26 protein-coding genes are annotated in these 21,217 nt (G+C 58.0%); 16 read left to right on the forward strand and 10 right to left on the reverse strand.

Annotated elements, in window-relative coordinates:
* Positions 1–10 precede the first annotated feature (10 nt).
* From ACF8YQ_RS12910 to ACF8YQ_RS12955, 10 genes are all read left to right on the forward strand, one after another.
* Positions 11–343, forward strand: coding sequence for a Na+/H+ antiporter subunit G (locus tag ACF8YQ_RS12910; RefSeq protein ID WP_224849780.1), 333 nt, complete (start codon positions 11–13; stop codon positions 341–343).
* Positions 344–463: 120 nt separating this feature from the next.
* The gene (locus tag ACF8YQ_RS12915) at positions 464–2,773 is read left to right on the forward strand and encodes a putative monovalent cation/H+ antiporter subunit A (RefSeq protein ID WP_396621624.1); all 2,310 of its coding nucleotides are present in this window, start codon (positions 464–466) and stop codon (positions 2,771–2,773) included.
* Positions 2,770–3,195 (forward strand): Na+/H+ antiporter subunit B, encoded by a 426-nt coding sequence (locus ACF8YQ_RS12920; RefSeq protein ID WP_153741007.1) that lies wholly within the window; start codon positions 2,770–2,772, stop codon positions 3,193–3,195. Before ACF8YQ_RS12915 ends, ACF8YQ_RS12920 begins: the two co-directional genes overlap by 4 nt.
* Positions 3,196–3,229: 34 nt before the next feature.
* The gene (locus tag ACF8YQ_RS12925) at positions 3,230–3,577 is read left to right on the forward strand and encodes a Na+/H+ antiporter subunit C (protein ID WP_228223822.1); all 348 of its coding nucleotides are present in this window, start codon (positions 3,230–3,232) and stop codon (positions 3,575–3,577) included.
* The gene (locus ACF8YQ_RS12930; RefSeq protein ID WP_228223821.1) at positions 3,574–5,088 is read left to right on the forward strand and encodes a Na+/H+ antiporter subunit D; all 1,515 of its coding nucleotides are present in this window, start codon (positions 3,574–3,576) and stop codon (positions 5,086–5,088) included. Before ACF8YQ_RS12925 ends, ACF8YQ_RS12930 begins: the two co-directional genes overlap by 4 nt.
* Positions 5,085–5,558: a Na+/H+ antiporter subunit E gene (locus ACF8YQ_RS12935; protein ID WP_228223820.1), complete on the forward strand. Its 474-nt coding sequence runs from the start codon at positions 5,085–5,087 to the stop codon at positions 5,556–5,558. Before ACF8YQ_RS12930 ends, ACF8YQ_RS12935 begins: the two co-directional genes overlap by 4 nt.
* A gap of 10 nt (positions 5,559–5,568) precedes the next feature.
* Positions 5,569–5,841, forward strand: a complete 273-nt coding sequence (locus ACF8YQ_RS12940; RefSeq protein ID WP_011786304.1) for a monovalent cation/H+ antiporter complex subunit F — start codon at positions 5,569–5,571, stop codon at positions 5,839–5,841.
* A complete protein-coding gene (gene mnhG, locus ACF8YQ_RS12945) occupies positions 5,834–6,244 on the forward strand; it encodes a monovalent cation/H(+) antiporter subunit G (RefSeq protein WP_396621625.1) in 411 nt (136 codons plus the stop codon). The genes ACF8YQ_RS12940 and mnhG overlap by 8 nt, the downstream gene beginning before the upstream one ends.
* Positions 6,245–6,310: 66 nt before the next feature.
* Positions 6,311–6,592 carry a pyrimidine/purine nucleoside phosphorylase gene (locus ACF8YQ_RS12950; protein ID WP_396621626.1) on the forward strand — a complete coding sequence of 94 codons (282 nt, stop codon included), beginning with the start codon at positions 6,311–6,313 and terminating at the stop codon, positions 6,590–6,592.
* A gap of 63 nt (positions 6,593–6,655) precedes the next feature.
* Positions 6,656–8,302: a fatty acid--CoA ligase gene (locus ACF8YQ_RS12955; RefSeq protein ID WP_396621627.1), complete on the forward strand. Its 1,647-nt coding sequence runs from the start codon at positions 6,656–6,658 to the stop codon at positions 8,300–8,302.
* A gap of 83 nt (positions 8,303–8,385) precedes the next feature.
* On the opposite strand, the gene ACF8YQ_RS12960 is transcribed toward ACF8YQ_RS12955, so the two are convergent.
* The 4 genes from ACF8YQ_RS12960 to ACF8YQ_RS12975 form a co-directional block, all read right to left on the reverse strand.
* Positions 8,386–9,639 carry a D-amino acid dehydrogenase gene (locus tag ACF8YQ_RS12960; RefSeq protein WP_396621628.1) on the reverse strand — a complete coding sequence of 418 codons (1,254 nt, stop codon included), beginning with the start codon at positions 9,637–9,639 and terminating at the stop codon, positions 8,386–8,388.
* 42 nt (positions 9,640–9,681) lie between these two features.
* On the reverse strand, positions 9,682–10,041 hold the full coding sequence (locus tag ACF8YQ_RS12965) for a translation initiation factor Sui1 (protein ID WP_014422224.1): 360 nt from the start codon (positions 10,039–10,041) through the stop codon (positions 9,682–9,684).
* Between the two features lie 20 nt (positions 10,042–10,061).
* Positions 10,062–10,589: a DUF4136 domain-containing protein gene (locus ACF8YQ_RS12970; protein WP_396621629.1), complete on the reverse strand. Its 528-nt coding sequence runs from the start codon at positions 10,587–10,589 to the stop codon at positions 10,062–10,064.
* Between the two features lie 70 nt (positions 10,590–10,659).
* A complete protein-coding gene (locus ACF8YQ_RS12975) occupies positions 10,660–11,265 on the reverse strand; it encodes a YigZ family protein (RefSeq protein WP_224849770.1) in 606 nt (201 codons plus the stop codon).
* Positions 11,266–11,275: 10 nt separating this feature from the next.
* Here ACF8YQ_RS12975 and ACF8YQ_RS12980 point away from each other — a divergent pair, with 10 nt between their 5' ends.
* Complete coding sequence (locus ACF8YQ_RS12980; RefSeq protein ID WP_396621630.1) at positions 11,276–11,482, forward strand: hypothetical protein; 207 nt, start codon at positions 11,276–11,278, stop codon at positions 11,480–11,482.
* On the opposite strand, the gene ACF8YQ_RS12985 is transcribed toward ACF8YQ_RS12980, so the two are convergent.
* Entirely contained in the window at positions 11,459–12,778 is a 1,320-nt protein-coding gene (locus ACF8YQ_RS12985) for a sensor histidine kinase (protein WP_396621631.1), read from the reverse strand. The genes ACF8YQ_RS12980 and ACF8YQ_RS12985 overlap by 24 nt on opposite strands.
* On the reverse strand, positions 12,772–13,461 hold the full coding sequence (locus ACF8YQ_RS12990) for a response regulator transcription factor (RefSeq protein ID WP_022991478.1): 690 nt from the start codon (positions 13,459–13,461) through the stop codon (positions 12,772–12,774). Before ACF8YQ_RS12990 ends, ACF8YQ_RS12985 begins: the two co-directional genes overlap by 7 nt.
* A gap of 166 nt (positions 13,462–13,627) precedes the next feature.
* On the opposite strand from ACF8YQ_RS12990, the gene ACF8YQ_RS12995 reads away from it, so the two are divergent.
* The 3 genes from ACF8YQ_RS12995 to ACF8YQ_RS13005 are packed head-to-tail and all read left to right on the forward strand — an operon-like array spanning position 13,628 to position 15,922.
* Positions 13,628–13,987, forward strand: coding sequence for a hypothetical protein (locus ACF8YQ_RS12995; protein WP_396621632.1), 360 nt, complete (start codon positions 13,628–13,630; stop codon positions 13,985–13,987).
* Positions 13,988–14,045: 58 nt separating this feature from the next.
* Complete coding sequence (locus ACF8YQ_RS13000; RefSeq protein ID WP_396621633.1) at positions 14,046–15,212, forward strand: GNAT family N-acetyltransferase; 1,167 nt, start codon at positions 14,046–14,048, stop codon at positions 15,210–15,212.
* Between the two features lie 47 nt (positions 15,213–15,259).
* Positions 15,260–15,922, forward strand: a complete 663-nt coding sequence (locus tag ACF8YQ_RS13005; RefSeq protein WP_396621634.1) for a hypothetical protein — start codon at positions 15,260–15,262, stop codon at positions 15,920–15,922.
* A gap of 6 nt (positions 15,923–15,928) precedes the next feature.
* Here ACF8YQ_RS13005 and ACF8YQ_RS13010 read toward each other — a convergent pair whose 3' ends face one another.
* Complete coding sequence (locus ACF8YQ_RS13010; RefSeq protein ID WP_014422233.1) at positions 15,929–16,144, reverse strand: dodecin; 216 nt, start codon at positions 16,142–16,144, stop codon at positions 15,929–15,931.
* Positions 16,145–16,300: 156 nt separating this feature from the next.
* Here ACF8YQ_RS13010 and ACF8YQ_RS13015 point away from each other — a divergent pair, with 156 nt between their 5' ends.
* Complete coding sequence (locus ACF8YQ_RS13015; protein ID WP_396621635.1) at positions 16,301–17,074, forward strand: DUF3750 domain-containing protein; 774 nt, start codon at positions 16,301–16,303, stop codon at positions 17,072–17,074.
* Between the two features lie 216 nt (positions 17,075–17,290).
* Here ACF8YQ_RS13015 and ACF8YQ_RS13020 read toward each other — a convergent pair whose 3' ends face one another.
* The 3 genes from ACF8YQ_RS13020 to ACF8YQ_RS13030 all read right to left on the reverse strand — a co-directional run bounded on the left by ACF8YQ_RS13020 (position 17,291) and on the right by ACF8YQ_RS13030 (position 19,731).
* Entirely contained in the window at positions 17,291–18,598 is a 1,308-nt protein-coding gene (locus ACF8YQ_RS13020; protein ID WP_396621636.1) for a hypothetical protein, read from the reverse strand.
* 85 nt (positions 18,599–18,683) lie between these two features.
* On the reverse strand, positions 18,684–18,995 hold the full coding sequence (locus ACF8YQ_RS13025; RefSeq protein WP_396621637.1) for an AzlD family protein: 312 nt from the start codon (positions 18,993–18,995) through the stop codon (positions 18,684–18,686).
* Positions 18,985–19,731, reverse strand: a complete 747-nt coding sequence (locus tag ACF8YQ_RS13030) for an AzlC family ABC transporter permease (protein WP_396621638.1) — start codon at positions 19,729–19,731, stop codon at positions 18,985–18,987. The genes ACF8YQ_RS13025 and ACF8YQ_RS13030 overlap by 11 nt, the downstream gene beginning before the upstream one ends.
* Before the next feature lie 303 nt (positions 19,732–20,034).
* On the opposite strand from ACF8YQ_RS13030, the gene ACF8YQ_RS13035 reads away from it, so the two are divergent.
* Entirely contained in the window at positions 20,035–21,132 is a 1,098-nt protein-coding gene (locus tag ACF8YQ_RS13035) for a Leu/Phe/Val dehydrogenase (protein ID WP_396621639.1), read from the forward strand.
* The last annotated feature ends 85 nt before the right edge of the window (positions 21,133–21,217 follow it).

Here is a 21,217-nt window from a genome sequence, read left to right on the forward strand (position 1 = left end):
AGGACACCCTATGAGCACCTTCGCTGAATACGCCATTTCCGCCATGCTGATTATCGGTGGCGTTTTTACTCTCATCGGTGCCATTGGTCTGGCTCGACTGCCGGATTTCTACACCCGGCTACACGGCCCTACCAAAGCCACCACGGTTGGCGTTGGCGCTATCGTGATCAGCTCCGTGATCTACTTCAGCACGCTTGGACGAGGCATCGGGATCGAGGAAGTCCTGATCACGGCGTTCCTGTTCATGACGGCGCCCATCAGCGCTAACTTCCTGGCAAAGGCCGCCATGCACCTGGAAGTCAGAACCTCTGAGAAAACTCGCGGTCAGACCTGGGATCAATGAGCCCTTGTCATTCAAGGGCTCAGTGAGCCTTTTGTTCAAAACAATCGTATAAATCAAGAGGCTACCGGCACCGATATATTTCAATACGCGTAAAGTCAGGTCTTTAAGGAGTCCTCTCCCATGATGTTACTGGCTGTGCTATCCGGATTTATGCTGGCGGTCGCGGTACCGGCGCTATATCGTTTGGCAGGCAGTTACATCGGCTGGGTACTGGCTCTGCTACCCGCCTCCCTCACCGCCTACTTCGCCAGCCTGATTCCCGCGATCCGTGGTGGTGAAAAACTCCTGTTTGAAATGCCCTGGATGCCAGGCCTCGGGATTACCCTGGACTTCATGGTTGATGGCCTGTCCCTGGTGTTCGCCCTTCTGATCAGCGGCATCGGCACCTTCATTCTGATCTATGCAGGCTCCTATCTTAAAGGCCACAAAGACCTGGCAAGGTTCTACGTCATCATGTTGTCGTTCATGGCCTCGATGCTCGGGCTGGTACTCTCGGACAACCTCATTACCTTTTTTGTGTTCTGGGAACTGACCAGCATCACCTCCTACATGCTGATCGGCTTCAACCATGAAGATACCGACGCGCGCAAGTTTGCCCTCCAGGGCCTGTTCGTAACCGCAGGTGGCGGGCTCGTGTTGATGGCGGGCCTGATCCTGCTGATTATTATCACCGGGGATTCCTCCTTCTCGGGCCTTCTGGCGTCAGAACTGTCCATTCATGAGCACCCGTATTACACCGCGGCAGCAGTCTGCATACTGATTGGCGCCTTTACCAAATCCGCACAGGCGCCTTTCCACTTCTGGCTACCAAACGCCATGGCTGCGCCCACCCCGGTTTCGGCCTACCTGCATTCTGCGACCATGGTGAAGGCGGGTGTGTATCTGCTGGCCCGCCTGAACCCGTCAATGGACGGAGACATGCTTTGGAGCGGCTCGCTGTTGGTGTTTGGTGCCGTCACTATGCTCACCGGCGCCTATCTTGCCTACAGCAGCACCGGCATGAAAAAGGTTCTGGCCTATTCCACGGTGATGGCGCTGGGCACCCTGACCATGCTGGTCGGCGTGGGGACGGAACTGGCCATCACAGCTTTCATCTGTTTCCTGGTGGCCCACTCGCTGTATAAGGGCGCCTTGTTTATGCTCGCCGGCGCACTGGACCACGAAACCGGCACCAAAGACATTACCCGGATGGGTGGCCTGAGGCACAGCATGCCAAAGACAGCCGTTATTACCGGACTTGCGGCCTTATCCCTCGCAGGGCTTCCACCGCTGTTCGGGTTCGTGGCCAAGGAACTGTTACTGGAGTCGCTGTTGCATGCGTCAATATGGCAAACCGGGCTTTTGGTGGCCGCCGTTCTCTCGGCCATGCTGGTGGTGGCGGTCGCCGGCCTGGTGTTTATCAAGCCCTTTTTCGGGCCGGTTGTTAAAACGCCCAAACTGCCCCACGAGGCCCCGTTTGCGATGCTGATCGGCCCCGGCGTTTTGACAATGCTCGCCCTGATCTTCGGCTTCATGCCATCTCTGCCCGCAAATCTGGTTCTGGACGCCGCTATTTCAGCAGTCTCCGGCTACCCGGTGGAAACTGCCCTCGCCCTCTGGCACGGCATTAACCTTCCCTTGATGCTTTCCGGTCTCAGTCTCCTGGCTGGTTCGTTCCTCGTGGCGGCCTGGCACAGACTTCAGCCAACCCTGTATGCGATGAATACCGCAGCCAGCCGATTCGGCCCGGAATCCGGTTATTTCCGCTTAATGGAAGGGATCAGTCAGGTTGCTGGCTGGCAGACACGAATCCTGCAGAACGGCGTTCTCGGCACCTATTTACTGGTTCTGGTTCTTGTCACGTTTTCTCTGACGGGCTTCACGCTGCTGACGCGGCACGGTCTGCAGCTGGATTTCGACTTCAGCGACAGTTTTTTCTACGAATGGGGCATCGCGCTGCTGATTGTCGCGGCGACGGTTTTTGCCTGTGTCACCCGATCCCGCCTTGGTTCTGTGGCGTCGCTGGGGGTTGCAGGGTTTGGTGTGGCCCTGACCTTCATTCACTTCAGTGCCCCGGATCTGGGTATCACCCAACTGCTGGTGGAAACGCTCACCGTCATCCTGCTGGTGCTGGTACTGTTTCGGTTGCCACCGTTCGCCAAGCTCTCCTCTTCCTGGGAACGTTACCGGGACCTGTCTGTCGCAGTGTTTGCAGGCGTGGTGATGACACTCATTATGACGGCGGTACTGGATATTCAGTACTTTGACAGTATTTCCAGTTACTACGTTGAAAACAGCTACACCCTGGCGTTTGGCAAGAATATCGTCAATGTGATTCTGGTGGACTTCCGGCAACTGGACACCCTCGGAGAAATCTTTGTACTGGGCCTTTCAGCAATTGGCATCTACTCCATGATCAAGCTCAGGGCGGAGGATCAGTACAAGTCATGAAACCCAATACCCTGATCCTTCACACCGCGGCACTGGCGATCATGCCGCTGCAACTGATGTTCTCGGTTTTCCTGCTGCTGCGCGGGCACGATGAACCTGGCGGCGGCTTCATCGGCGGCCTGGTCGCCGCAAGCGCGTTTGTCCTCTATGCCTTCTCCTTCGGCGCGCAAGCTACCCGGAAACTCCTCAGGGTGCACCCCAAAGATCTCCTGGCAGCCGGCCTGCTGTTCGGACTGGCCTCCACCATTCCGGCCCTGCTTTCCGGCCAGGCCATGCTGACTGCCCACTGGTGGGAGCTTCCGCTGCCCGGTGACAGCTACCTGAAGCTATCGACCGTACTCGTCTTCGACATTGGCGTGTATCTGGCGGTCCTTGGCACACTGATGACATTCGTGATCGGTCTGATGGAGGTTGAGGGATGAGTCGAACACACTTTTTGGAACGGGGAGCCTTGCGATGGGGAGCCTGATGGCACTGGTGGTTGGCACCCTTTTCGCGGCCAGCATCTACATGATGCTCAGGCGCTCGATCGTGAAAATCGTAATTGGCCTGATCATTCTGAGTAACGCGGCAAACCTGCTGATTTTTGTAGTGTCGGGGCTAACCCGGGGCGCACCTCCGCTCATAGCCGACGGCGCGAAGCAGGTGTCTGGAACGGTGGCAGATCCGTTACCCCAGGCGCTCATCCTTACGGCCATTGTGATCGCCTTCAGTGTTCTGGCTTTTGCTGTGGTTCTGATCCGCCGGGCCTACGAGGTAGTAGGCACCGATGATCTGGACAAGATGAAGGATACCGACACTTGAGCCTGGAAGTTGTTCTCCCGATCCTGATCCCCCTGACCGCCGGTGCCCTGTCCCTGGCGCTGTGGCGCTCGGTTCAGCTGCAACGCCTGGTTGCCGTGGTGGCCACCGCTCTTTTGCTGGTTGCCAGCATCTGGCTGCTGCGTTCAACCATCGACAAAGGTTTCCTGGTGGTGGAAATGGGCAGCTGGCCGGCACCGTTCAGTATTGTGCTGGTAGCTGACATCCTAAGCGCCATCATGATTGTGCTGACTGGCATGATCGGGCTCGCCATCGCCATCTATTCTCTGGCTTCAACGCCTCCGGGGCATGAAAGGTTCGGCTACTACCCGCTGATGCACCTGTTGCTTGCCGGAGTCGCTGGCGCCTTTCTGACCGGCGATATTTTCAACCTCTTCGTCTGGTTTGAGGTCATGCTACTGGCCTCATTCGCCCTGCTCACCCTTGGCGGCGAGCGAGCCCAGATGGAGGGCGCTATCAAGTACGTTACCCTGAACCTGTTTTCATCGGCCCTCTTCCTGTCGGCTGTTGGCCTGCTGTACGGCATGGTGGGCACCCTCAACATGGCGGATATCGCCCAGAAGGTAAGCCGGGTTGATGATGCAGGCATGATCACGGTGGTGTCGCTCATGTTCATGGTGTCGTTCGGTATCAAGGCAGCGGCATTCCCATTGTTTTTCTGGCTCCCGGCCTCGTACCACACTCCTCAGGTCGCGGTCTCAGCTCTGTTCGCGGGATTGCTGACCAAAGTCGGGGTGTATGCGCTCTATCGGGTATTCACCCTGATTTTCACCCAGGATGTGGAGTACACCCACACCATCCTGCTCTGGGCGGCCGCTCTAACCATGCTGACCGGTGTGCTCGGCGCTGCCGCGCAGTTCGAGTTCCGGAGGATTCTATCCTTCCACATCGTCAGCCAGATCGGCTATATGCTGCTGGGGCTGGCGCTGTTTACACCCCTGGCACTGATTGGCGGCGTGTTTTACATCATGCACCACATCATCGTTAAAACGAATCTGTTCCTGGTGAGCGGCATCACCTATCGCCTGCTGGGCAGTTATGACCTGAAAGACCTGGGCGGCGTGTATCGGCAACGGCCTTATCTGGCGCTGTTGTTCCTGATCCCGGCCTTGTCGCTGGCCGGTATTCCGCCTTTATCCGGTTTTTTCGCCAAGTTCGTTGTTGTCCGTGCCACACTGGAATCCAGCGAATACCTTGTCGCAGCGGTGGCCCTGCTGGTGGGCTTGCTGACGCTCTACTCCATGATCAAGATCTGGGCGGAAGTGTTCTGGAAGAAAGTCCCGGAGCACGTTACTGATGTGCGCCGGCTCAATGGTGAGATCAGGGAAAAACGCAGTTGGGCCTACTACACCCCGGTGGTGGCGCTTGCGGTGTGCACTCTGATTATCGGCCTCTATGGTCAGCCCATATACATGCTTGCAGAATCCGCCGCCGAACAGCTGATGAACCCGCAGCTTTACATCGCAGCCGTTCTGGGAGGGCAGCCTGAATGATCGGTCTGTTCTGGAACCTGTTGCTGGCGCTCGCGTGGGTAACCCTCACGGGCAGTATCACAGCCATGAACCTGCTCGCTGGTTTTATCTTTGGCTACGTCGCCCTCATGGTGCTGCAGAAACAGGTGCCGGTGTTGAAAGGGTATTCCCGCCGGATTCCCCGTCTCGCCACTTTCCTGGTGTATTTCCTGAAAGAACTGGTGAAGTCGAATCTGCGGGTCGCCTATGACATCGCAACGCCCGTCTGGCACATGAAGCCGGGAGTGATCGCGTTCCCGCTCCGGGCTGAGACCGATATGGAAATTCTGTTTGTCAGCAGTGTTATCTCTCTCACACCCGGGACCCTGAGCCTGGACGTTTCTGATGATCGAAAGGTGCTGTTTATCCATGCCATGTTTCTTCACGACGAAGAGCAGCTCAGAAACGACCTGAGAGAACTCGAACGCCGAATCCTGAAGGTGACGCGCTAGGAGGCCAGTCATGCTGAATGTGGTGATCAATATTGTCTATCTCATGCTGTCACTGGCGTTGCTCTTCGCCTTCATTCGGCTCACCCGGGGGCCATCCCTGCCGGACCGGGTGGTCGCACTGGAGCTGATCGCCTCCATCGTGGTCGGCTATGTTGGAGTGCACGCGATTGACACCGGCGTGGCCAGTTTTCTGGATGTTGCCATCGTTATCGCTCTGACTGCCTTTCTGGCAGCCATCGGCTTCGCCAGATTCGTCGAGCGGGGAGGCGTAAAGAATGATTGAAATACTGGTATCCGTACTGCTCCTGGTGGGCGCTGCTTTCATGGTACTGGCCGCCATCGGCGTTCTGAGATTGCCCGACCTCCCTACCCGCATGCACGCCACTACCAAAGCCGGTGCTCTGGGCGCCATGATGACCATGGGTGGCGTGGCGTTCTATTTCGGGGACAGTACCGTGGCCGCGCGGGCGGTTGCCATTGTTATCTTCATTTTTCTGACAGCTCCGATCGCCGCTCATGTCATAGGCCGGGCCGGTTATTTCACCGGCACCAAACTCTGGGCCGGCACCATCAAGGATGAGCTGCAGGAACGATACGACCCGGTTACCCACAAACTCTATAGCGGGCTTGAGGAGCTAAAGCCCGAGCAGCCAACCCGAACTGGAAAAGGTACCTCAAACCAATAGTTTGTGATTGGCAGCACAGGAATTTCCAGTATAGTAGGCTGCAAACCATTTCAAGGAATACCAGACATGCTGACAGTCAATGAATACTTCGATGGCAAGGTAAAATCAGTGGCTTTCCAGTCCAGCACACTGCCTGCCACAATCGGTGTTATCAGTGCCGGGGAATACGAATTCGGCACCTCAGAAAAAGAAACCATGACGGTCGTCAGCGGTGAACTGACCGTGCGGCTGCCAGGCCAGCAAGACTGGCAAACCTTCGGCGCCGGCGAGAGCTTTGAGGTAGCGGGGCAAGCAAGCTTCAAAGCAAAAACGGATGCCGATACTGCTTATCTCTGTACCTACGGATAAGCCCCACTCAGCCCGTCTTTCTTACCGTGACAACAAACATAAGCAGAGAAAGAGGACAACAACATGGCTCAACCCCGAATTCTCGAACCGGCTGACAATGCCCACCAGTACCAGCTCCTGATCAAGCGGTTACTGATGTCCGGCCCCCGCTACAACCCGGACCAGGAAATCGTTTACGCCGATCGCCGCAAGTACACCTACAAGGACCTTGTCGAACGCATCCATCGACTTGCCAATGCCCTGACAGACGCCGGTATCAAACCCGGCGATACCGTGGCTGTGATGGATTGGGATACCCCACGGTACCTTGAGTGTTTCTTTGCGATTCCGATGATTGGCGCCATACTGCACACGGTCAACGTGCGCCTGTCGCCGGAGCAGATCGTTTACACCATGAACCACGCCGAAGACGACGCGGTACTGGTGCACGATGACTTCCTGCCCATCATCGAGGGCGTGAAAGACGAGATCAAAACCGTCAAAACCTGGATTCAACTGACCGACAGCGACAAGCCGGGCAACGCCTCTTTCGACACCCACGGCGAGTACGAAGCCCTGCTCGCGGGGGCCAGCGACCACTTCGACTTCCCCGATTTCGACGAGAACAGCGTCGCCACCACTTTCTACACCACCGGCACCACCGGTAACCCGAAAGGCGTGTATTTCAGCCACCGCCAGCTGGTACTGCATACGCTTTCCATGGCCGGCAGCATCTCCCATTTCGACGAAATGCCGCTGTTGCGTTCATCCTCGGTGTATATGCCGGTTACGCCCATGTTCCACGTTCACGCCTGGGGCGTGCCTTACGCGGCCACCATGATGGGAATAAAGCAGGTCTATCCCGGTCGCTATGAACCCGAGTTGCTGGTGGATCTGCTCAAGGAGCACAAAGTCAGCTTCTCCCACTGCGTGCCCACCATCATGCAGATGATGATGGCCACCGAGTCCATCAAGACCGCCGACCTGAGCAACTGGCATGTGCTCATCGGTGGCAGCGCCCTGACCAAAGGCCTGTGCGATGCGGGGGCGAAACTGGGCATCAAGATGTTCACCGGCTACGGCATGTCGGAAACCTGCCCGCTGCTGAGCACCACGCACCTCTCCCCGGCGGATCTTGAACTGCCCCTGGAGCAGCAAACCGCAATCCGGGTGAAGACCGGTAAAGCCGTGCCCATGGTGGAACTGGAAATTGTCGATCCTGATGGCAAACCGGTACCCCATGATGGCGAAGCCAAAGGTGAAGTGGTCGCCCGGGCCCCCTGGCTGACCCAGAGCTACTTCAAACAGCCGGACAAAGGCGAGGAACTGTGGGAAGGCGGCTGGTTACACACCGGTGATGTCGCCTCCATGGAGCCGGACAACACGCTGACCATCAAAGACCGCATCAAGGATGTGATCAAGACCGGAGGCGAATGGCTGTCGTCGCTCGACCTGGAGAACATGATCAGCCAGCACCCTGCCGTTGCCGGGGCTGCGGTGGTAGGTGTGCCCGATGAGAAATGGGGGGAACGGCCCTACGCCCTGATCACCCTGAAGCCCGGAGAATCCATCTCGGAGCAGGATATCAAGCAGCACCTGCAACAGTTTGTCGACAGTGGCGACATCAACAAATGGGCGATTCCCGAGCAGATGCGGTTTGTGGAGGACATCCCCAAGACCAGCGTCGGCAAGATCAACAAGAAACTGATTCGGGATCAGTTGAAGGACTAGGGTCCCGAGAAACCAGAAACGCCGGCGTCCTGGCCACAGACGCCGGCGTTTTTGTTTGTGCGGTTACCTGAATCTTCCGCTGCTCAGAGACCGGAGAAGGTGAAGTCCACTTCCGGACGCTTGCCAGCCACAATATCCGCCAGGGCGGCCGCCGACCCACAGGAGTGGGTCCAACCCAGGGTGCCGTGGCCGGTGTTCAGGTACAGATTGCTGAAATGGCTTTTGCCGATATACGGCACATTGGAGGGTGTGGCAGGCCGCAGGCCGGTCCAGAACTCAGCCTGGTCCCAATAACCAGCCTCGGGCATCACTTCCGCAGCCCGGCGGACAATGGCTCTGCAACGGGTAAAGTTCAGGTCGCGACTGTAACCATTCAACTCTGCCGTGCCGGCCACGCGCATTCGGTCCCCCAGGCGCGAGTAAACCAGCTTGTATTCGTCGTCGGTCAGGCTGACGTTAAAGGCCGCTTCTTCGTTTTTCACCGGTACGGTGATGGAATAGCCCTTGGCCGGATAGATATTCAGGAACATCCCGAGCTGGCGGGCAAGTACCCCACTGAAACTGCCCAGGCTCAACACATAGCTGTCCGCCCTCAGGGTGTGGTGTTTGCCGTCTTTCAGTGCCAGCACGCCCAGAATCCGGTCACCCGCCCGATCAAAACCCAGGACTTCGGTGCCATATTCAAAGGCCACCCCTGCTTCTTTACATTTCTCAGCCAGAGCCTGGGTGAATTTACGGGCATCGCCGCTTTCGTCATCGGCGGTGTAAGTGGCGCCGGCAATTCGATGACGGATCGGCTCAAGCGCCGGCTCCAGCTCAACCGCACGGCCGGCATCGATAACCTGACGGTCACAGCCCAGGTCACGCATGATGCGGGAAGGTTCCAGCGCCGCATCAAACTCGGCAGGATTGGTGTAGAAATGCAGAATGCCCTTCGCCAACTGGTCATAATCCAGAGTCAGTTCTTCCCGCAGCGACTGCAGGCAAGAACGGCTGTAGGTGCCGAGATTGACCATCTGGCGGATGTTATGGGCAGCTTTGGCGGAGGTACACTGGGCCAGGAACGACAGCGCCCAGCGCCACTGGTACAGGTCGAGCCGCGGCCGGAACAACAGCGGAGCATCCGGCTGGCACAGCCATTTAGCGACTTTCACGGGCGCCGAGGGATTGGCCCACGGCTCGGCATGGGACACCGATACCTGCCCGCCATTGGCGTAGCTGGTTTCCAGCCCTGACTGGTTCTGTCGGTCGACCACGGTTACCTGGTGCCCCTGTTTCTGCAGGTACCACGCGGTGGTGATACCAACGACGCCTGCCCCAAGTACCGCTATGTGCATGCCTGCCTCCCCTGATTGATCAACTGTGGTAGTTTCAGAACGTTAGCCGCCCGCGCGCTTGACGGTCCAGCCTTTCTGCTCCAGTAACGGCACCAGAATATCTCGCTGGTCGCCCTGTATCTCCACCACTCCGTCTTTTACTGTACCACCTGTACCGCATTTGGCCTTTAGCTGTTTGGCGTAGGCTTTCAGTTCTTTGTCGTCGAGCGGAATACCGGTCACCAGGGTCACGCCCTTGCCTTTGCGCCCCTTTGTCTCCCGGCTAACGCGCACAATACCGTCTCCAGCCGGCCTCTGCGCCGCCTGGCAGGTGCAGTCATCCAGCGGGTTCCGGCACTCAGGGCACATCCGCCCCTGATCCGTGGAGAACACCAGACCACCCTTGCGCTTGTTCATACCCATGATTACGCCTTTATCTGCAATCAGTTCAGGCCCGGAGGGTATTTGGAAAACATTTCCGAGACAACCTCGTCAATCAGCTCGCGGCGGGTTTCCGGAGACTGGTTTTCATTGAGATAGCGCCGGCTCGCGGCTTGCCAGACCACTTCTCCGCTAGTGCGATCAGCCAGCCTGACCACCAGTTTGCCTTCGGTAATCTCCCGCACCGGTGGCGGCGCCGACAGCCCCCAGCCGAAATTGCCATGACCAAAGCCGAAACCCAGGCCAACGCCCACTTGCTCCAGCCGTTCTTCAGGCACGATCTGCCAGCTGATCAGGAGATCTGCCTCGCTCCCGGAAACTTTCTTCATGGCCTTCCGGTTCAGCTCCCGCTCCACCGCGTCCCGAACCCGGGCATCATCCAGCGAGGTAAAACCGGAATCCTGCGGGTTATCCGCAAACGCCCAACTGCTGTAGTTGCCAAAGACGGTGGCCGAGTTGTAGTCCGTCACTACATTGCTGGCACAGCCGGCCATGGTCAGTGCCAGCGCGGCGATCATCAGAATACGCATAGGCTTAACTCCGTGGTTCTGTCTGTTACCAGTATACGCCCGTGATCCGCTCGCGGCTTGAATCTGCTGTTCAGGTGTCAAAACGGTAATCCATCCGGTGAGCCTCACAAAACGCCCCGAACGCTTCCTGTTCTGTTTCCGGCACCGAGACGCTGGCGGTCACTTTGCTACTGTAGGTAATGTCTTCGATACGGCCCTCATGCCCCTCACACCAGTGCCTCAGCGGTTGCTCATCGGCAAACCCGAACTGCACCATCGCCTGCACGCGGGCCTGCTGTACCACACGGTCCACCGCGGATAACACACTTTCGGCGGCGCCGGCATAGGCCCGAACCAGGCCACCGGCTCCAAGCTTGATGCCACCAAAATAGCGGATAACGATCACCAGTACGTCGCCCATATCCTTGTGCTGAATCACGCCCAGAATGGGTTTGCCGGCGGTTCCGGAAGGCTCACCATCATCATTCATGGCAGCCTCGGCCGCAGAGCCGGGCCGGCCGATCTGATACCCCCAGCAGACATGACGGGCATCGGGGTAGTCGCGGTGGGCCTGGTCAACGTATGTTCGTACGTCGTCCCGGTCACTGACGGGATACACTCGGGCAATAAAACGGCTTTTCTTCACTTCCGTTTCCCGCTCAAGGTATCCTGCAGGAATCGGGTAATCCTTACTCATGGGCGATCCTATGACGACCGAAGACAACGAACAGACCCAACCCGGGACCGCGGCCCCTGCGCGGATACGTAAGGCCGCCTGCGGCATCCGGTTTGATGAGGACGAGCTGCAGGAAGGCATTGATTTTTCTGCCGCCAGCAAGCTGAAACCGGACAGTGACAACGCACCGGATCAAAGCCCGAACGCCGATTCCTCAGCCTCCGACAAAGACCGGTAGCTCAAGGATCACTTCCAGGCCACCCTCGTCCCGGTTGCGGGCACTGATGTGCCCGTCGTGGGCCTGAATGATATCACGGGCAATAGCGAGCCCCAGCCCCCAACCTTTGCCACCACGGGATTTGTCAGCCCGGAAAAAAGGCTCAAACAAGTGTTTTAGCAGGTCTTCAGGAGCACCCGGTCCCTCATCAGCGACGATCAAACGGATTCTCTCATTGCCCGTGGACAGAGAGAGCTTCACCGATTTGCCCGGCGGCGTGTGATCCAGGGCGTTTTGCAGCACGTTATCAAACGCACGCTGCAATAAACCACCGTCGCCAAGCACAGACACCGCTTTGCTCTCCTCCGAGGCCACCAGTTTGCAGTCCACGCGCTGGTGCTCAGCATAATCGGCGGCATCCTGAAGCACGTGATTGACCAGGACCATCGGCTTGACCGGCTCACGCGCCATATCACCGCCGTTCTCGGACACCCGGTACAGGGTCAGAATCTGGCCGGTCATGGTTTCCAGCCGCTCGTTCTGGCGCAGAATACTGGTCATCAATGCCTCATCGGCGCCGCTGTCCGAAGCCAGTTCAATCGCCACCCGCTGGCGTGCCAGCGGGGTACGAAGATCATGGGAGATATCCCGCAACAGCTGGTTCTGACGGTCCAGCAGCTGGCACAGCCGGTCTGTCATACCGTTGAATGCCGTCGCCAACTGGCCCACTTCATCACGGCGCCGGGCAATGCGACCAGCAACCCGCAGCCCAGTATCCCCCCCGGCAATCGCCCGGGCGGTTCCCTCCATGTGTCTCAACGGCCGCGAGACCATTCGCGCAATCCACCAACAAGCCAGCGAAATCAGCAGGAAGGCCAGTCCCATTTCCACAAACCGGAACATTCTCGGGTCCAGCCACCCATCGCCCCCCATCCGGGGCCAGGCCACTAACTGATAGCCTTCCGGCAGGTCCAGCACTGCCGGCTTATGGGGGTACCAACCGGACTGGATTCGTTCCCGAATCGCCCGGGGCAATCGATGCTGACCCTGCTCCTTTTCAATCAGCATCAGGTGCAAATCCAGGCGTTCACCCTCGGAACGCAAAAAACGCCAGGCATCGCCCCGGCCCTGCTGTTCGCGAATAGCCAGGGCCTCCCGGGCCAGTTCCTGCAAACCCACCTGGCGTTCAATCGCCTGCCGTTCCCGGTCCAACAGATAACGCGAGGCAAGGTGGCTGGCCACCACGGTTACCGCCATGGCCAGCCAGATGGATAGAAAAATCCGCCAGAACAGAGGAAACATAAAGCGCTTCAACATGTGGGTATCCGGTAGCTGTATCCCAGTCCTCGCACCGTCTCGATGCGGGGTGGGTCATCATTGCCCAGTTTCTTGCGAAGATTGCTGATGTGCATATCCAGAGTGCGGTCGTAGGCCTCAAGGCGGCGCCCCAGCGCCCACTGCATCAGATCGGTCTTGCGGACCACGCTGCCGGCATGAGCCAGCAACACCTGAAGCACTTCATATTCGGTGCCGGTCAGTTCCAGGGGCGCGTCATTCTGATAGATGCGGCGTTGTCCGGGCTCTACCCGCAAGTCACCATAGGTCCGGCTGGCGTCCACCTCGGTTTTCTGGTCCCAGGCGATGCGACGAAGCAGTGCTTGCAGCCGCGCCACCAACTCCCTGGGGTTGCAGGGCTTGGGAATGTAATCATCGGCGCCCACCTCAAAGCCGACAATCCGGTCGGTTTCATCGCCACGGGCCGTCAACAGGATCACGGGTAGGTGCGTCTTGCCCCGGAGTTCCCTCAGAACATCCAGGCCATTGATATCCGGCAGCATAATGTCCAGCACCACAATGTCACAATCCTGGCCCAGCGCAAGGGCCAGCCCATCACGACCATTGGCCGCCTCACGTACACTGAAGCCCTGGCTGGCAAGGTAGCGGGCCAGCAGCTCCCGTAACTCGTCGTCATCTTCAATCAACAGTACCCGGTTCTGCACAGTCTTCTCTCTGGGATGTGACGGCCACAGTCTAGCATGGCCCTTCTGTACCGCTGCGGGCGGGCTCCCGGCCTTTACGGAACCTTTACGTAGCCCTGACACCATCTGACGTTGCGCCGGCGTAGCATGGCCATCATCCATTGTGAACAACGACGAGGAAAGACCCATGAAAGCAAAAACCACCCTGTTAACCGCCGGTGTACTGATGGCAAGCCTGATGGCCGCGAGCCCGGCTGTTCTGGCAGATCGGCACGGCAAACACCACCATAATGGCAAGTGGGACAAACAGGAACTGTGCGAGAACTTCCGTGAAGGCAAAGGCCCCTTTAACCGTGCAGAGCGCCAGGCCGAAAGGGAAAAGTACCGGGCAGAAATGGCCGATCGCCTGAAACTGAACGAGGAACAGCGCCAGATCTGGGCGGAGATCCATCAGGAACGACAGGCCAAACAGGAAAAACGCATGAACCAGTGGCAGGAAAAAATGCAGGAACGCTGCGGCAACGGTGGGAAGCAAGACAAGGAGTGATCAAATGGCGGGTTCTGGCGTATGGTAGAAGGTATTCGTCAACGACCTGAAACCAACCATGTCAGAAAACGCGCCACGCGAACTCACTCTGGAGACCCGAGCCAGTATTGCCGACATCCCGAAATCGGACTGGCAACGGCTGGCAGGGGTCTCCAACCCGTTTCTTCGATACGAATTCTTTCAGGCACTGGAAGAGAGCGGCTGCACCCGCACCGAAACAGGGTGGACACCCAGCCACCTGGTATTCAAACACGAAGGCCGGATTGCAGGCCTGGCCCCCGCCTACCTGAAAACCCACTCCATGGGTGAATATGTGTTCGACTGGGCCTGGGCCGACGCCTACCAGCGATACGGCCTGCCCTATTATCCAAAGCTGTTGCTCGCCATTCCGTTCACACCGTCTGCCGGACCCCGGCTGCTGCTGGACGCTGAGGTGCGGCGACAGCTGACACCCGAACGCCTGCACGACTTGCTGGATACCCTGACACACCAACTGGGTGCACACTCCTGGCACTTACTGTTTCCCAACGCCGAGGACCAGCAACTGCTGGCACATGACGATGAACTCCATCGCATCGGCTGCCAATTCCACTGGCACAACCACAACTACCACAGCTTCGAGGATTATCTGGCGGCATTGAATTCCCGCAAACGCAAATCCATTCGCAAGGAACGCCGGCAAGTGGCGGAACAGGGCATCACCTTTGCCCGCTTCCATGGCAAGGATATTCCAGACCAGGTTCTGGCCGCCTTCTATGTGTTCTACCAGGCCACCTACCTGAAACGGGGTCAGAGACCTTACCTGAACAAGCGTTTTTTTGAATTGCTGAGAGAACGACTACCCGAGCATATGCACGTGATCATGGCGGTCAAACAGGGCGAAATGATTGCCGGGGCCCTGTTTCTGGCGGGAAAAACCACGCTTTACGGCCGCTATTGGGGCTGCCTGGACGAGTACAATCACCTGCATTTCGAGACCTGTTACTACCAGGGAATCGAGCTGGCGCTGGCGCTTGGGCTGACACAGTTTGATGCCGGCGCCCAGGGCGAACACAAACTGGTTCGGGGGTTTGAGCCGGTGATCACCCACTCCTGGCACGGCATACAGCATCCGGGATTCAGGGACGCCATTGCCAACTTCACCCGGGAAGAAGCAGAGCAGGTGCAAGGGTATTTTGCCGAGGCGGAAACCTTACTGCCGTTTAAACAACAAACACCCCAATAGTCTGTATACTGATTGACCAGGACAGAACTTCAATCAGGTGAACGGCCATGGATACCGGTCTGCCAGCAAGCATACTCACCTCACTGGACCCGCCCCTGATGGTGGCAATGGGCGCCTTTGTGCTGGCGCTGCTCAGCCTGATACTGGCGGCCCGATTGAGAAACAAAAACCAGAGCCAGCTCAACGCATTGAGGGAAAGGTCGGACACCCTCTGGCGTGAAATGGATGACATCCGGGTCAGCCAATTCAACCGCTCAGATCACAGCCCCTCGACCAGCCATTCATTACTGGATCAGACCCGTTACCAAACCGAAATGGAAGCCTACCAGAAGACCTGGCCGGCCATATGGCATCTGCACGAACGCCTGGGCCAGTTTCTGCGAACCGTCGAAGCCGGTGAATCCACCGGCGACTTACGCCTGGAGGCCAGAAACGCCGCTCTGGACGCCAGAAACCACCTGAACCAGCACCGCCCCTTCTGCCACGAAACCGTGGATGAACTGCTCACCCGGCTCATTGACGTGGAAATCAAGGCCCACCTCGCGGCCTGCCAGTACCTGGACCTGGTGAAAGAAGTCCGGCACGGTGCTTCCGATCACGACCGGAGAGTCCTGCACGACAAATTTCACAGCCTGCATGACGGCGAGGCGCGGGAGCTTTTGAATCACCTCGTGACCACCATCCGGCACCGCGCCATACGAAGTGGCTAAACTTGTTTAGCTGTCGGCAATCCGGAAACCAATTTTCAGGCCTACCTGATAATGCCCCACCTTTCCGTCGACAATATGGCCACGGGTTTCCGTTACCTCGAACCACTCCATATTGCGAATACTCTTCCCGCACTCATCCAGCGCGTTCTGAATGGCATCTTCAATGCTCGTCTTTGACGAGCCTACGATTTCCACTTTTTTGTAGACATGGTGATCAGACATGACAGCCTCCTGACTCAAGAATATTTACACCTTGAGCCTAGAAGCCAGCGCGAGCTTGGGCAAACTACCATTCTTTAACCTGCTTCATCCATTGACCGTCAAAAGGCGTATCATCTTGCCTGTAGCATGCTGGAAATACTCGAACCGGACCTGTAAATGAAACGACTTCTCAAATACGCCGCGGGCCTGCTCGGCGCCCTGCTGTTGCTTCTGGGCGGCCCCCTTCTGTTGGCCGCCAGCAGCAGCCTTGAGGTTGCGGAGAGCTGGCGTACCGCCAGCCGGGAAAGCGCCGGTATAGCGCCCCGACCGGAACAGGTGGAGGAAGCCATTGTTCAGGTCTATGGCGCACGCGCCTGGAGCTGGCGAGGTTACTTTGCGGTACATCCCTGGATTGCTACGAAAGAACCGGGCGCTGATTATTATCAGGTGCACGAGGTCACCGGCTGGCGCAACTACGTGGTCAATTCCCGCCCCGGCGACCCGGACAGACACTGGTACGGCGCCAGACCGGAACTGTATGCAGACATCCGGGGAGAGAAAGCCGCGGCCTTGATTCCGCAGATCTACCAGGCAGTAGAAAGCTATCCCTACCCCACCGAATACGAAGCCTGGCCGGGGCCAAACAGCAATACCTTCGTAGCCTGGGTGATACGGGAAACGCCGGGGCTCGACGTAGCCCTGCCCAGCCATGCCATCGGCAAGGACTACCTGGGGGACCGGCTGGTTGCGCCAAGCCCTGGTGGCGCCGGTTATCAGCTGTCCCTGGGTGGATATTTCGGTGTGCTGGCCGGGGTTCGAGAGGGTCTGGAAGTGAATATTCTGGGGTTGTCGCTGGGGATCAATCCCATGGCATTGGGGATCAAATTACCGGGGATCGGCGAGCTGGCGTTGCTGGACACCAACCCGATGCCTGAAGAAACCGCGCGCTAGGGGCTCTGGGTTGGGGGTGGCCTCCCAAAAATGTCGGAGGCCATGGATGGCCGGAGAGAAGCGCACATGGGTAAGGCAAGTGTTTATGAAGCGAAGCTTCATACGCAGCCGAACGACAGCAATCTGTGATTGCTGACTGGACCCGCTTGCGGGTGCTTGTAGCGGTTTTTGGGAGGCCACCCCCAACCCAGAGCTGGCTCAGCTTCGGCATCAAGTTCAAAGCCTGGCGAATTCCAGATACCGACTGGCTGCCTGCTTCTTCTCATCCTGGCTGTTCAGCAACTCCAGCCGCAACTTATCGATGATCTTCAGATAACCATCCAGCGGGGACTTTTCCTCACCCTGCTCTTTTGAAGCCTCAATAAACGCCTGCTGTTTCTCACGAATTTCGTTCAGTTTCTCCAGCGCGTTTTGAATTGCCGCAATTCGCGCCGAGACAGCGCCACTCATCTCTGGTTCAGCATTGCGAACACCAAGCGCGGTTTCCACCGCCGGCGCCGACTCGGTGTTCTGTTCCGCCAGATCCAGTTCTTCCAGAGTGCGGACTTCACCGTCAGTGGTCAGGTAAATACCAGAGGCCTTGATCTGGCCCAGAGGCACGCCCTGAGGATTGGTCAGGGTGAAGCGGTCGTCCACACTGTCAACGTACAGAGCCTGGACCCCAACCTCCGCCAGTGAACGAAGATCCTGGCCGCCATCAGCTGTCTGTACCCACACCGACAGGGACTGGAATATTTCGTCGTTAGCGTCTATCCAGCGATTCCCGTCGTCATCAAACGCGGCCAGCTCGCTGAAGCCAGATCCACTCTCCGGGCCAAACAATTCGCTGCCATCGTCCACTTTACCGTTGCCATTGCGGTCAAAAACCAGATATCCGCTGCCCGCCCCCAGAGAGGCGAACTGGGCAGTCTCACCGTTGCCGGTCATGTCGAATTCAAACAGGGTGTCGGTCAGTCGCGCGGTAGAAGCGCCGAAGTTGATCACCAGCGGATCGGTCAGGGGACGCTCCTGAATCTGGATCAGCTCGGAGTATTCATAGCTGCGGGACTGTGACTGTCTGAGCGACAGGGTAAAGTCGATGGTTTCACCATTGTCGAGGGTGATGCTGCCAGTCGACGCGAAGCTGCGGGTTTCGCTTTCGGAGTAGAACATATAGCGACCGGCAGAAACCGACAGGCTCTTCGGCGATTCCGCAGCCGCTTCGCCCCCCAGGGCGGCGCGGCTAACCGTCAGCGCCTGCTGCCCCATCAGGAACAGCTCTGAAGACTTTTCGACCAGTTCCGAACTGGTGAAGGTGGCCGCTCGGTTGTCTCCAGTCACCTCACTGGTGCTGGAAAACGCCATCTGCTCCTGGCTGCTGTAGCGATACGCCGCCTGCCGGAACAATGACAACTCGGTGCCCCGATTAGTCTGCCCTTCCGGTACCGGGGTGGCAGACTGGCGGATTCTCAGCTGGGAGCTGTCGAACGCCGATACCTGGCGGCTGCTGTCCTGGAACAGGGAAATCTGGCTGGATGAAATCATGGTGCGGTACCTCAGTGACACTGGGTCACTTAACGGCACCACCACCGAAAACTTGAGCAGTTTTCAACCATACCCACCGACGAGATCAGAGCAAATAACGAACCGTCGCAGCGGCCAACAGGCCAATAGCGATAGCGGGAAGCGGCTTGTGTAGCACCAACATGGCAACCGCCGTGGCCACCAGTGCTGCCAGCGCACCCGGATCGCCGGCCACCGCCATGGGGACGATGATGGCGATCAGCACCGAGCTGGCCATGGTATTGATGAAACTCTCTACCCGCGGGTTGATGCGCACAAACGACATCACAAACACGCCGCCAAAACGAGTAATCAGTGTCACCACGGTCATGACGGTAATCAGCGCCAGCACACCAAGGGTTGTGGTCTCAATGGTCACCGGCCACCTCCCGCGGGTCATCCGCCACCTCTGCTTTTGGCTCCAACCAGAACAAGCCGACCAAACCACCGGCGATTGCGCCAACCACCACGTGCATATTGGGTGGCAGCCACTTCCAGGCGGCAAGGGAGGCCGCGCCGGCAACGCACCAGGCGACCAGCACCCGTGGAGTTTTCTTACCGCCCAGAGCCATGGCCAGCAGGAAACAACCCAGAACCATATCCAGCCCGAATGCCTTGGGGTTCTGAAACAAACCACCGAAGTAGACGCCCAGGGCTGTTCCAAAAATCCAGGCCAGCCACAGCACCAGACCACCACCGATAATCACTTCGAGGTTGCGCCTGCCATTCTGATAATCCTGGGCCGAGACCGCCCAGTTGGCATCTGTGAGCAACAACAAAAGCGCGTAGCGGTGTCCGGGCGAGACTTCTCTCAGCATCGGGTAAAGCGAGGCGCCCATCAGCAAGTGCCGGGAATTGATGGCGAAAACCACGGCAATCAATGGCAGAACCGACACGTCAGCGCCCCAGATATCCACCGCCGCAAACTGCGAAGCGCCGGCAAACACGGTTGTGCTCATGAGAATCGACTGCAGCGGCGTCAACCCTTCCTGAATGGCAGCCAGACCAAAGGCAGCACCAAACGCCACCACAAAGAATGAGATGGGGAGCAGGCGGAAGAACTCGGAACGGACTTTCCGCGAATCAAACTGATAAGGATAGGAGGCGACAGACATCTGAAGAAGCTAAGCCGGATAGTGCAAAACGCGTATAGGTAAAAACCACCATTAAGCGTTTTTTTTCTTACCGGTGCTCAGGCATTTAGATGATTAAATCAAACAAGGTCACAATTCCGCCGGCCGCCAAGGTTGACGTTCACGTAAACTTGCATTAGCTTGAATTTCGTCCAGCCCCAAAAGGGCAACCCGACCAATCCTTCGGGAGGACACCTGAAATCGACACCCTGGCCACAAGCCAGACCGACAAAAACAAGACAGAACCTGCCGCCGGGATCCGGCTGTGCGGGAGAGGATTTCAACATGCTGTTCAGCCATCCGGAGTTCGATCACCACGAACACCTGTCGTTTTTCTGCGATGCCGAAACCGGCCTCAAAGCCATTGTCGCTATTCACAACACCTCCCGCGGCCCCGCTTTAGGCGGTTGCCGAATGTTCCCTTACGCCAGTGATGAAGAAGCGCTGCGAGATGTGCTTCGCCTGTCCAGGGGAATGACCTACAAATCGGCCCTGGCCAATCTGGACCTGGGTGGTGGCAAATCCGTGATTATTGGCGATCCGCGCAAGCACAAAACACAAGCCCTGCTGGAAGCTATGGGCAAGCATCTGGAAAGCCTGGGGGGCCAGTACATTGCGGCCGAGGACTCCGGCACCAGCGTGCCGGATCTGAAAGTGATGGGGCGCCATACCCGCCATGTGGCCGGCGTTGCCTACCGTACCGGATTCGACGGCACCCCCAGTAACGGGGATCCCTCTCCTGTCACCGCTTACGGCACCTTTGTTGGCCTCAGAGCAGCAGTAAAACACCGACTCGGCAGCGACGACCTTACCGGCCTGAAAGTGGCCATCCAGGGCATCGGTAATGTCGGATTCCGCCTGGCCCAACACCTGAAAGACGCCGGTGCTGAAATCTGGGTGAACGATATTCACGCCGACAACATGCAGAGGGCTGTCGACCAGCTCGGCGCACACGCCGCCTCGGCGGAAGACATACTGACTCTGCCCGTGGATGTTATCGCACCCTGCGCCATGGGCGCCGTCCTGAACGACCGCAGTATTCCTGCCATTCGCGCCGGTATCGTCGCAGGGGCGGCCAATAATCTGCTGGATCGCCCGGAACACGACGCGGCACTGAAACAGCGGGGCATTCTGTACGCTCCGGACTTCGCGATTAACGCCGGCGGCATCATTGATGTGTTCTACGAACGCACAGGGGCATCCCCGGAAAAAGTGCGCGCCCATGTGGAAACCATCGGCGACACCCTGACCGAAATTTTTAACCGTTCTGACCGCACCGGGCTCCCTACCGGTGAAATCGCCAATGAACTGGCTGAAGAGCGGTTCACCAAGCATGCCGCGGGTGCTGGGCTGGCGCCCCAGCGGCTGTCTCGCACCGGATAACCTGACACCGGTGCTTCCCCTTGGGAGCCGCAGTCTCTGCGGCTCCATTTTTAACCCCAGTAACAACAACAAGACCTTCGGGAGA

The organism is Marinobacter sp. W-8, from assembly GCF_044342215.1.
GTDB lineage: Bacteria > Pseudomonadota > Gammaproteobacteria > Pseudomonadales > Oleiphilaceae > Marinobacter > Marinobacter nauticus.

Bases quoted from the DNA above. Each gene is read 5' to 3' on its own strand.
- ACF8YQ_RS12910 (WP_224849780.1), top strand. From the start codon at position 11: ATGAGCACCTTCGCTGAATACGCCATTTCCGCCATGCTGATTATCGGT.
- ACF8YQ_RS12915 (WP_396621624.1), top strand. From the start codon at position 464: ATGATGTTACTGGCTGTGCTATCCGGATTTATGCTGGCGGTCGCGGTA.
- ACF8YQ_RS12920 (WP_153741007.1), top strand. From the start codon at position 2,770: ATGAAACCCAATACCCTGATCCTTCACACCGCGGCACTGGCGATCATG.
- ACF8YQ_RS12925 (WP_228223822.1), top strand. From the start codon at position 3,230: ATGGGGAGCCTGATGGCACTGGTGGTTGGCACCCTTTTCGCGGCCAGC.
- ACF8YQ_RS12935 (WP_228223820.1), top strand. From the start codon at position 5,085: ATGATCGGTCTGTTCTGGAACCTGTTGCTGGCGCTCGCGTGGGTAACC.
- ACF8YQ_RS12940 (WP_011786304.1), top strand. From the start codon at position 5,569: ATGCTGAATGTGGTGATCAATATTGTCTATCTCATGCTGTCACTGGCG.
- mnhG (WP_396621625.1), top strand. From the start codon at position 5,834: ATGATTGAAATACTGGTATCCGTACTGCTCCTGGTGGGCGCTGCTTTC.
- ACF8YQ_RS12950 (WP_396621626.1), top strand. From the start codon at position 6,311: ATGCTGACAGTCAATGAATACTTCGATGGCAAGGTAAAATCAGTGGCT.
- ACF8YQ_RS12955 (WP_396621627.1), top strand. From the start codon at position 6,656: ATGGCTCAACCCCGAATTCTCGAACCGGCTGACAATGCCCACCAGTAC.
- ACF8YQ_RS12960 (WP_396621628.1), bottom strand. From the start codon at position 9,639: ATGCACATAGCGGTACTTGGGGCAGGCGTCGTTGGTATCACCACCGCG.
- ACF8YQ_RS12965 (WP_014422224.1), bottom strand. From the start codon at position 10,041: ATGGGTATGAACAAGCGCAAGGGTGGTCTGGTGTTCTCCACGGATCAG.
- ACF8YQ_RS12970 (WP_396621629.1), bottom strand. From the start codon at position 10,589: ATGCGTATTCTGATGATCGCCGCGCTGGCACTGACCATGGCCGGCTGT.
- ACF8YQ_RS12975 (WP_224849770.1), bottom strand. From the start codon at position 11,265: ATGAGTAAGGATTACCCGATTCCTGCAGGATACCTTGAGCGGGAAACG.
- ACF8YQ_RS12980 (WP_396621630.1), top strand. From the start codon at position 11,276: ATGACGACCGAAGACAACGAACAGACCCAACCCGGGACCGCGGCCCCT.
- ACF8YQ_RS12985 (WP_396621631.1), bottom strand. From the start codon at position 12,778: ATGTTGAAGCGCTTTATGTTTCCTCTGTTCTGGCGGATTTTTCTATCC.
- ACF8YQ_RS12995 (WP_396621632.1), top strand. From the start codon at position 13,628: ATGAAAGCAAAAACCACCCTGTTAACCGCCGGTGTACTGATGGCAAGC.
- ACF8YQ_RS13000 (WP_396621633.1), top strand. From the start codon at position 14,046: ATGTCAGAAAACGCGCCACGCGAACTCACTCTGGAGACCCGAGCCAGT.
- ACF8YQ_RS13005 (WP_396621634.1), top strand. From the start codon at position 15,260: ATGGATACCGGTCTGCCAGCAAGCATACTCACCTCACTGGACCCGCCC.
- ACF8YQ_RS13010 (WP_014422233.1), bottom strand. From the start codon at position 16,144: ATGTCTGATCACCATGTCTACAAAAAAGTGGAAATCGTAGGCTCGTCA.
- ACF8YQ_RS13015 (WP_396621635.1), top strand. From the start codon at position 16,301: ATGAAACGACTTCTCAAATACGCCGCGGGCCTGCTCGGCGCCCTGCTG.
- ACF8YQ_RS13020 (WP_396621636.1), bottom strand. From the start codon at position 18,598: ATGATTTCATCCAGCCAGATTTCCCTGTTCCAGGACAGCAGCCGCCAG.
- ACF8YQ_RS13030 (WP_396621638.1), bottom strand. From the start codon at position 19,731: ATGTCTGTCGCCTCCTATCCTTATCAGTTTGATTCGCGGAAAGTCCGT.
- ACF8YQ_RS13035 (WP_396621639.1), top strand. From the start codon at position 20,035: ATGCTGTTCAGCCATCCGGAGTTCGATCACCACGAACACCTGTCGTTT.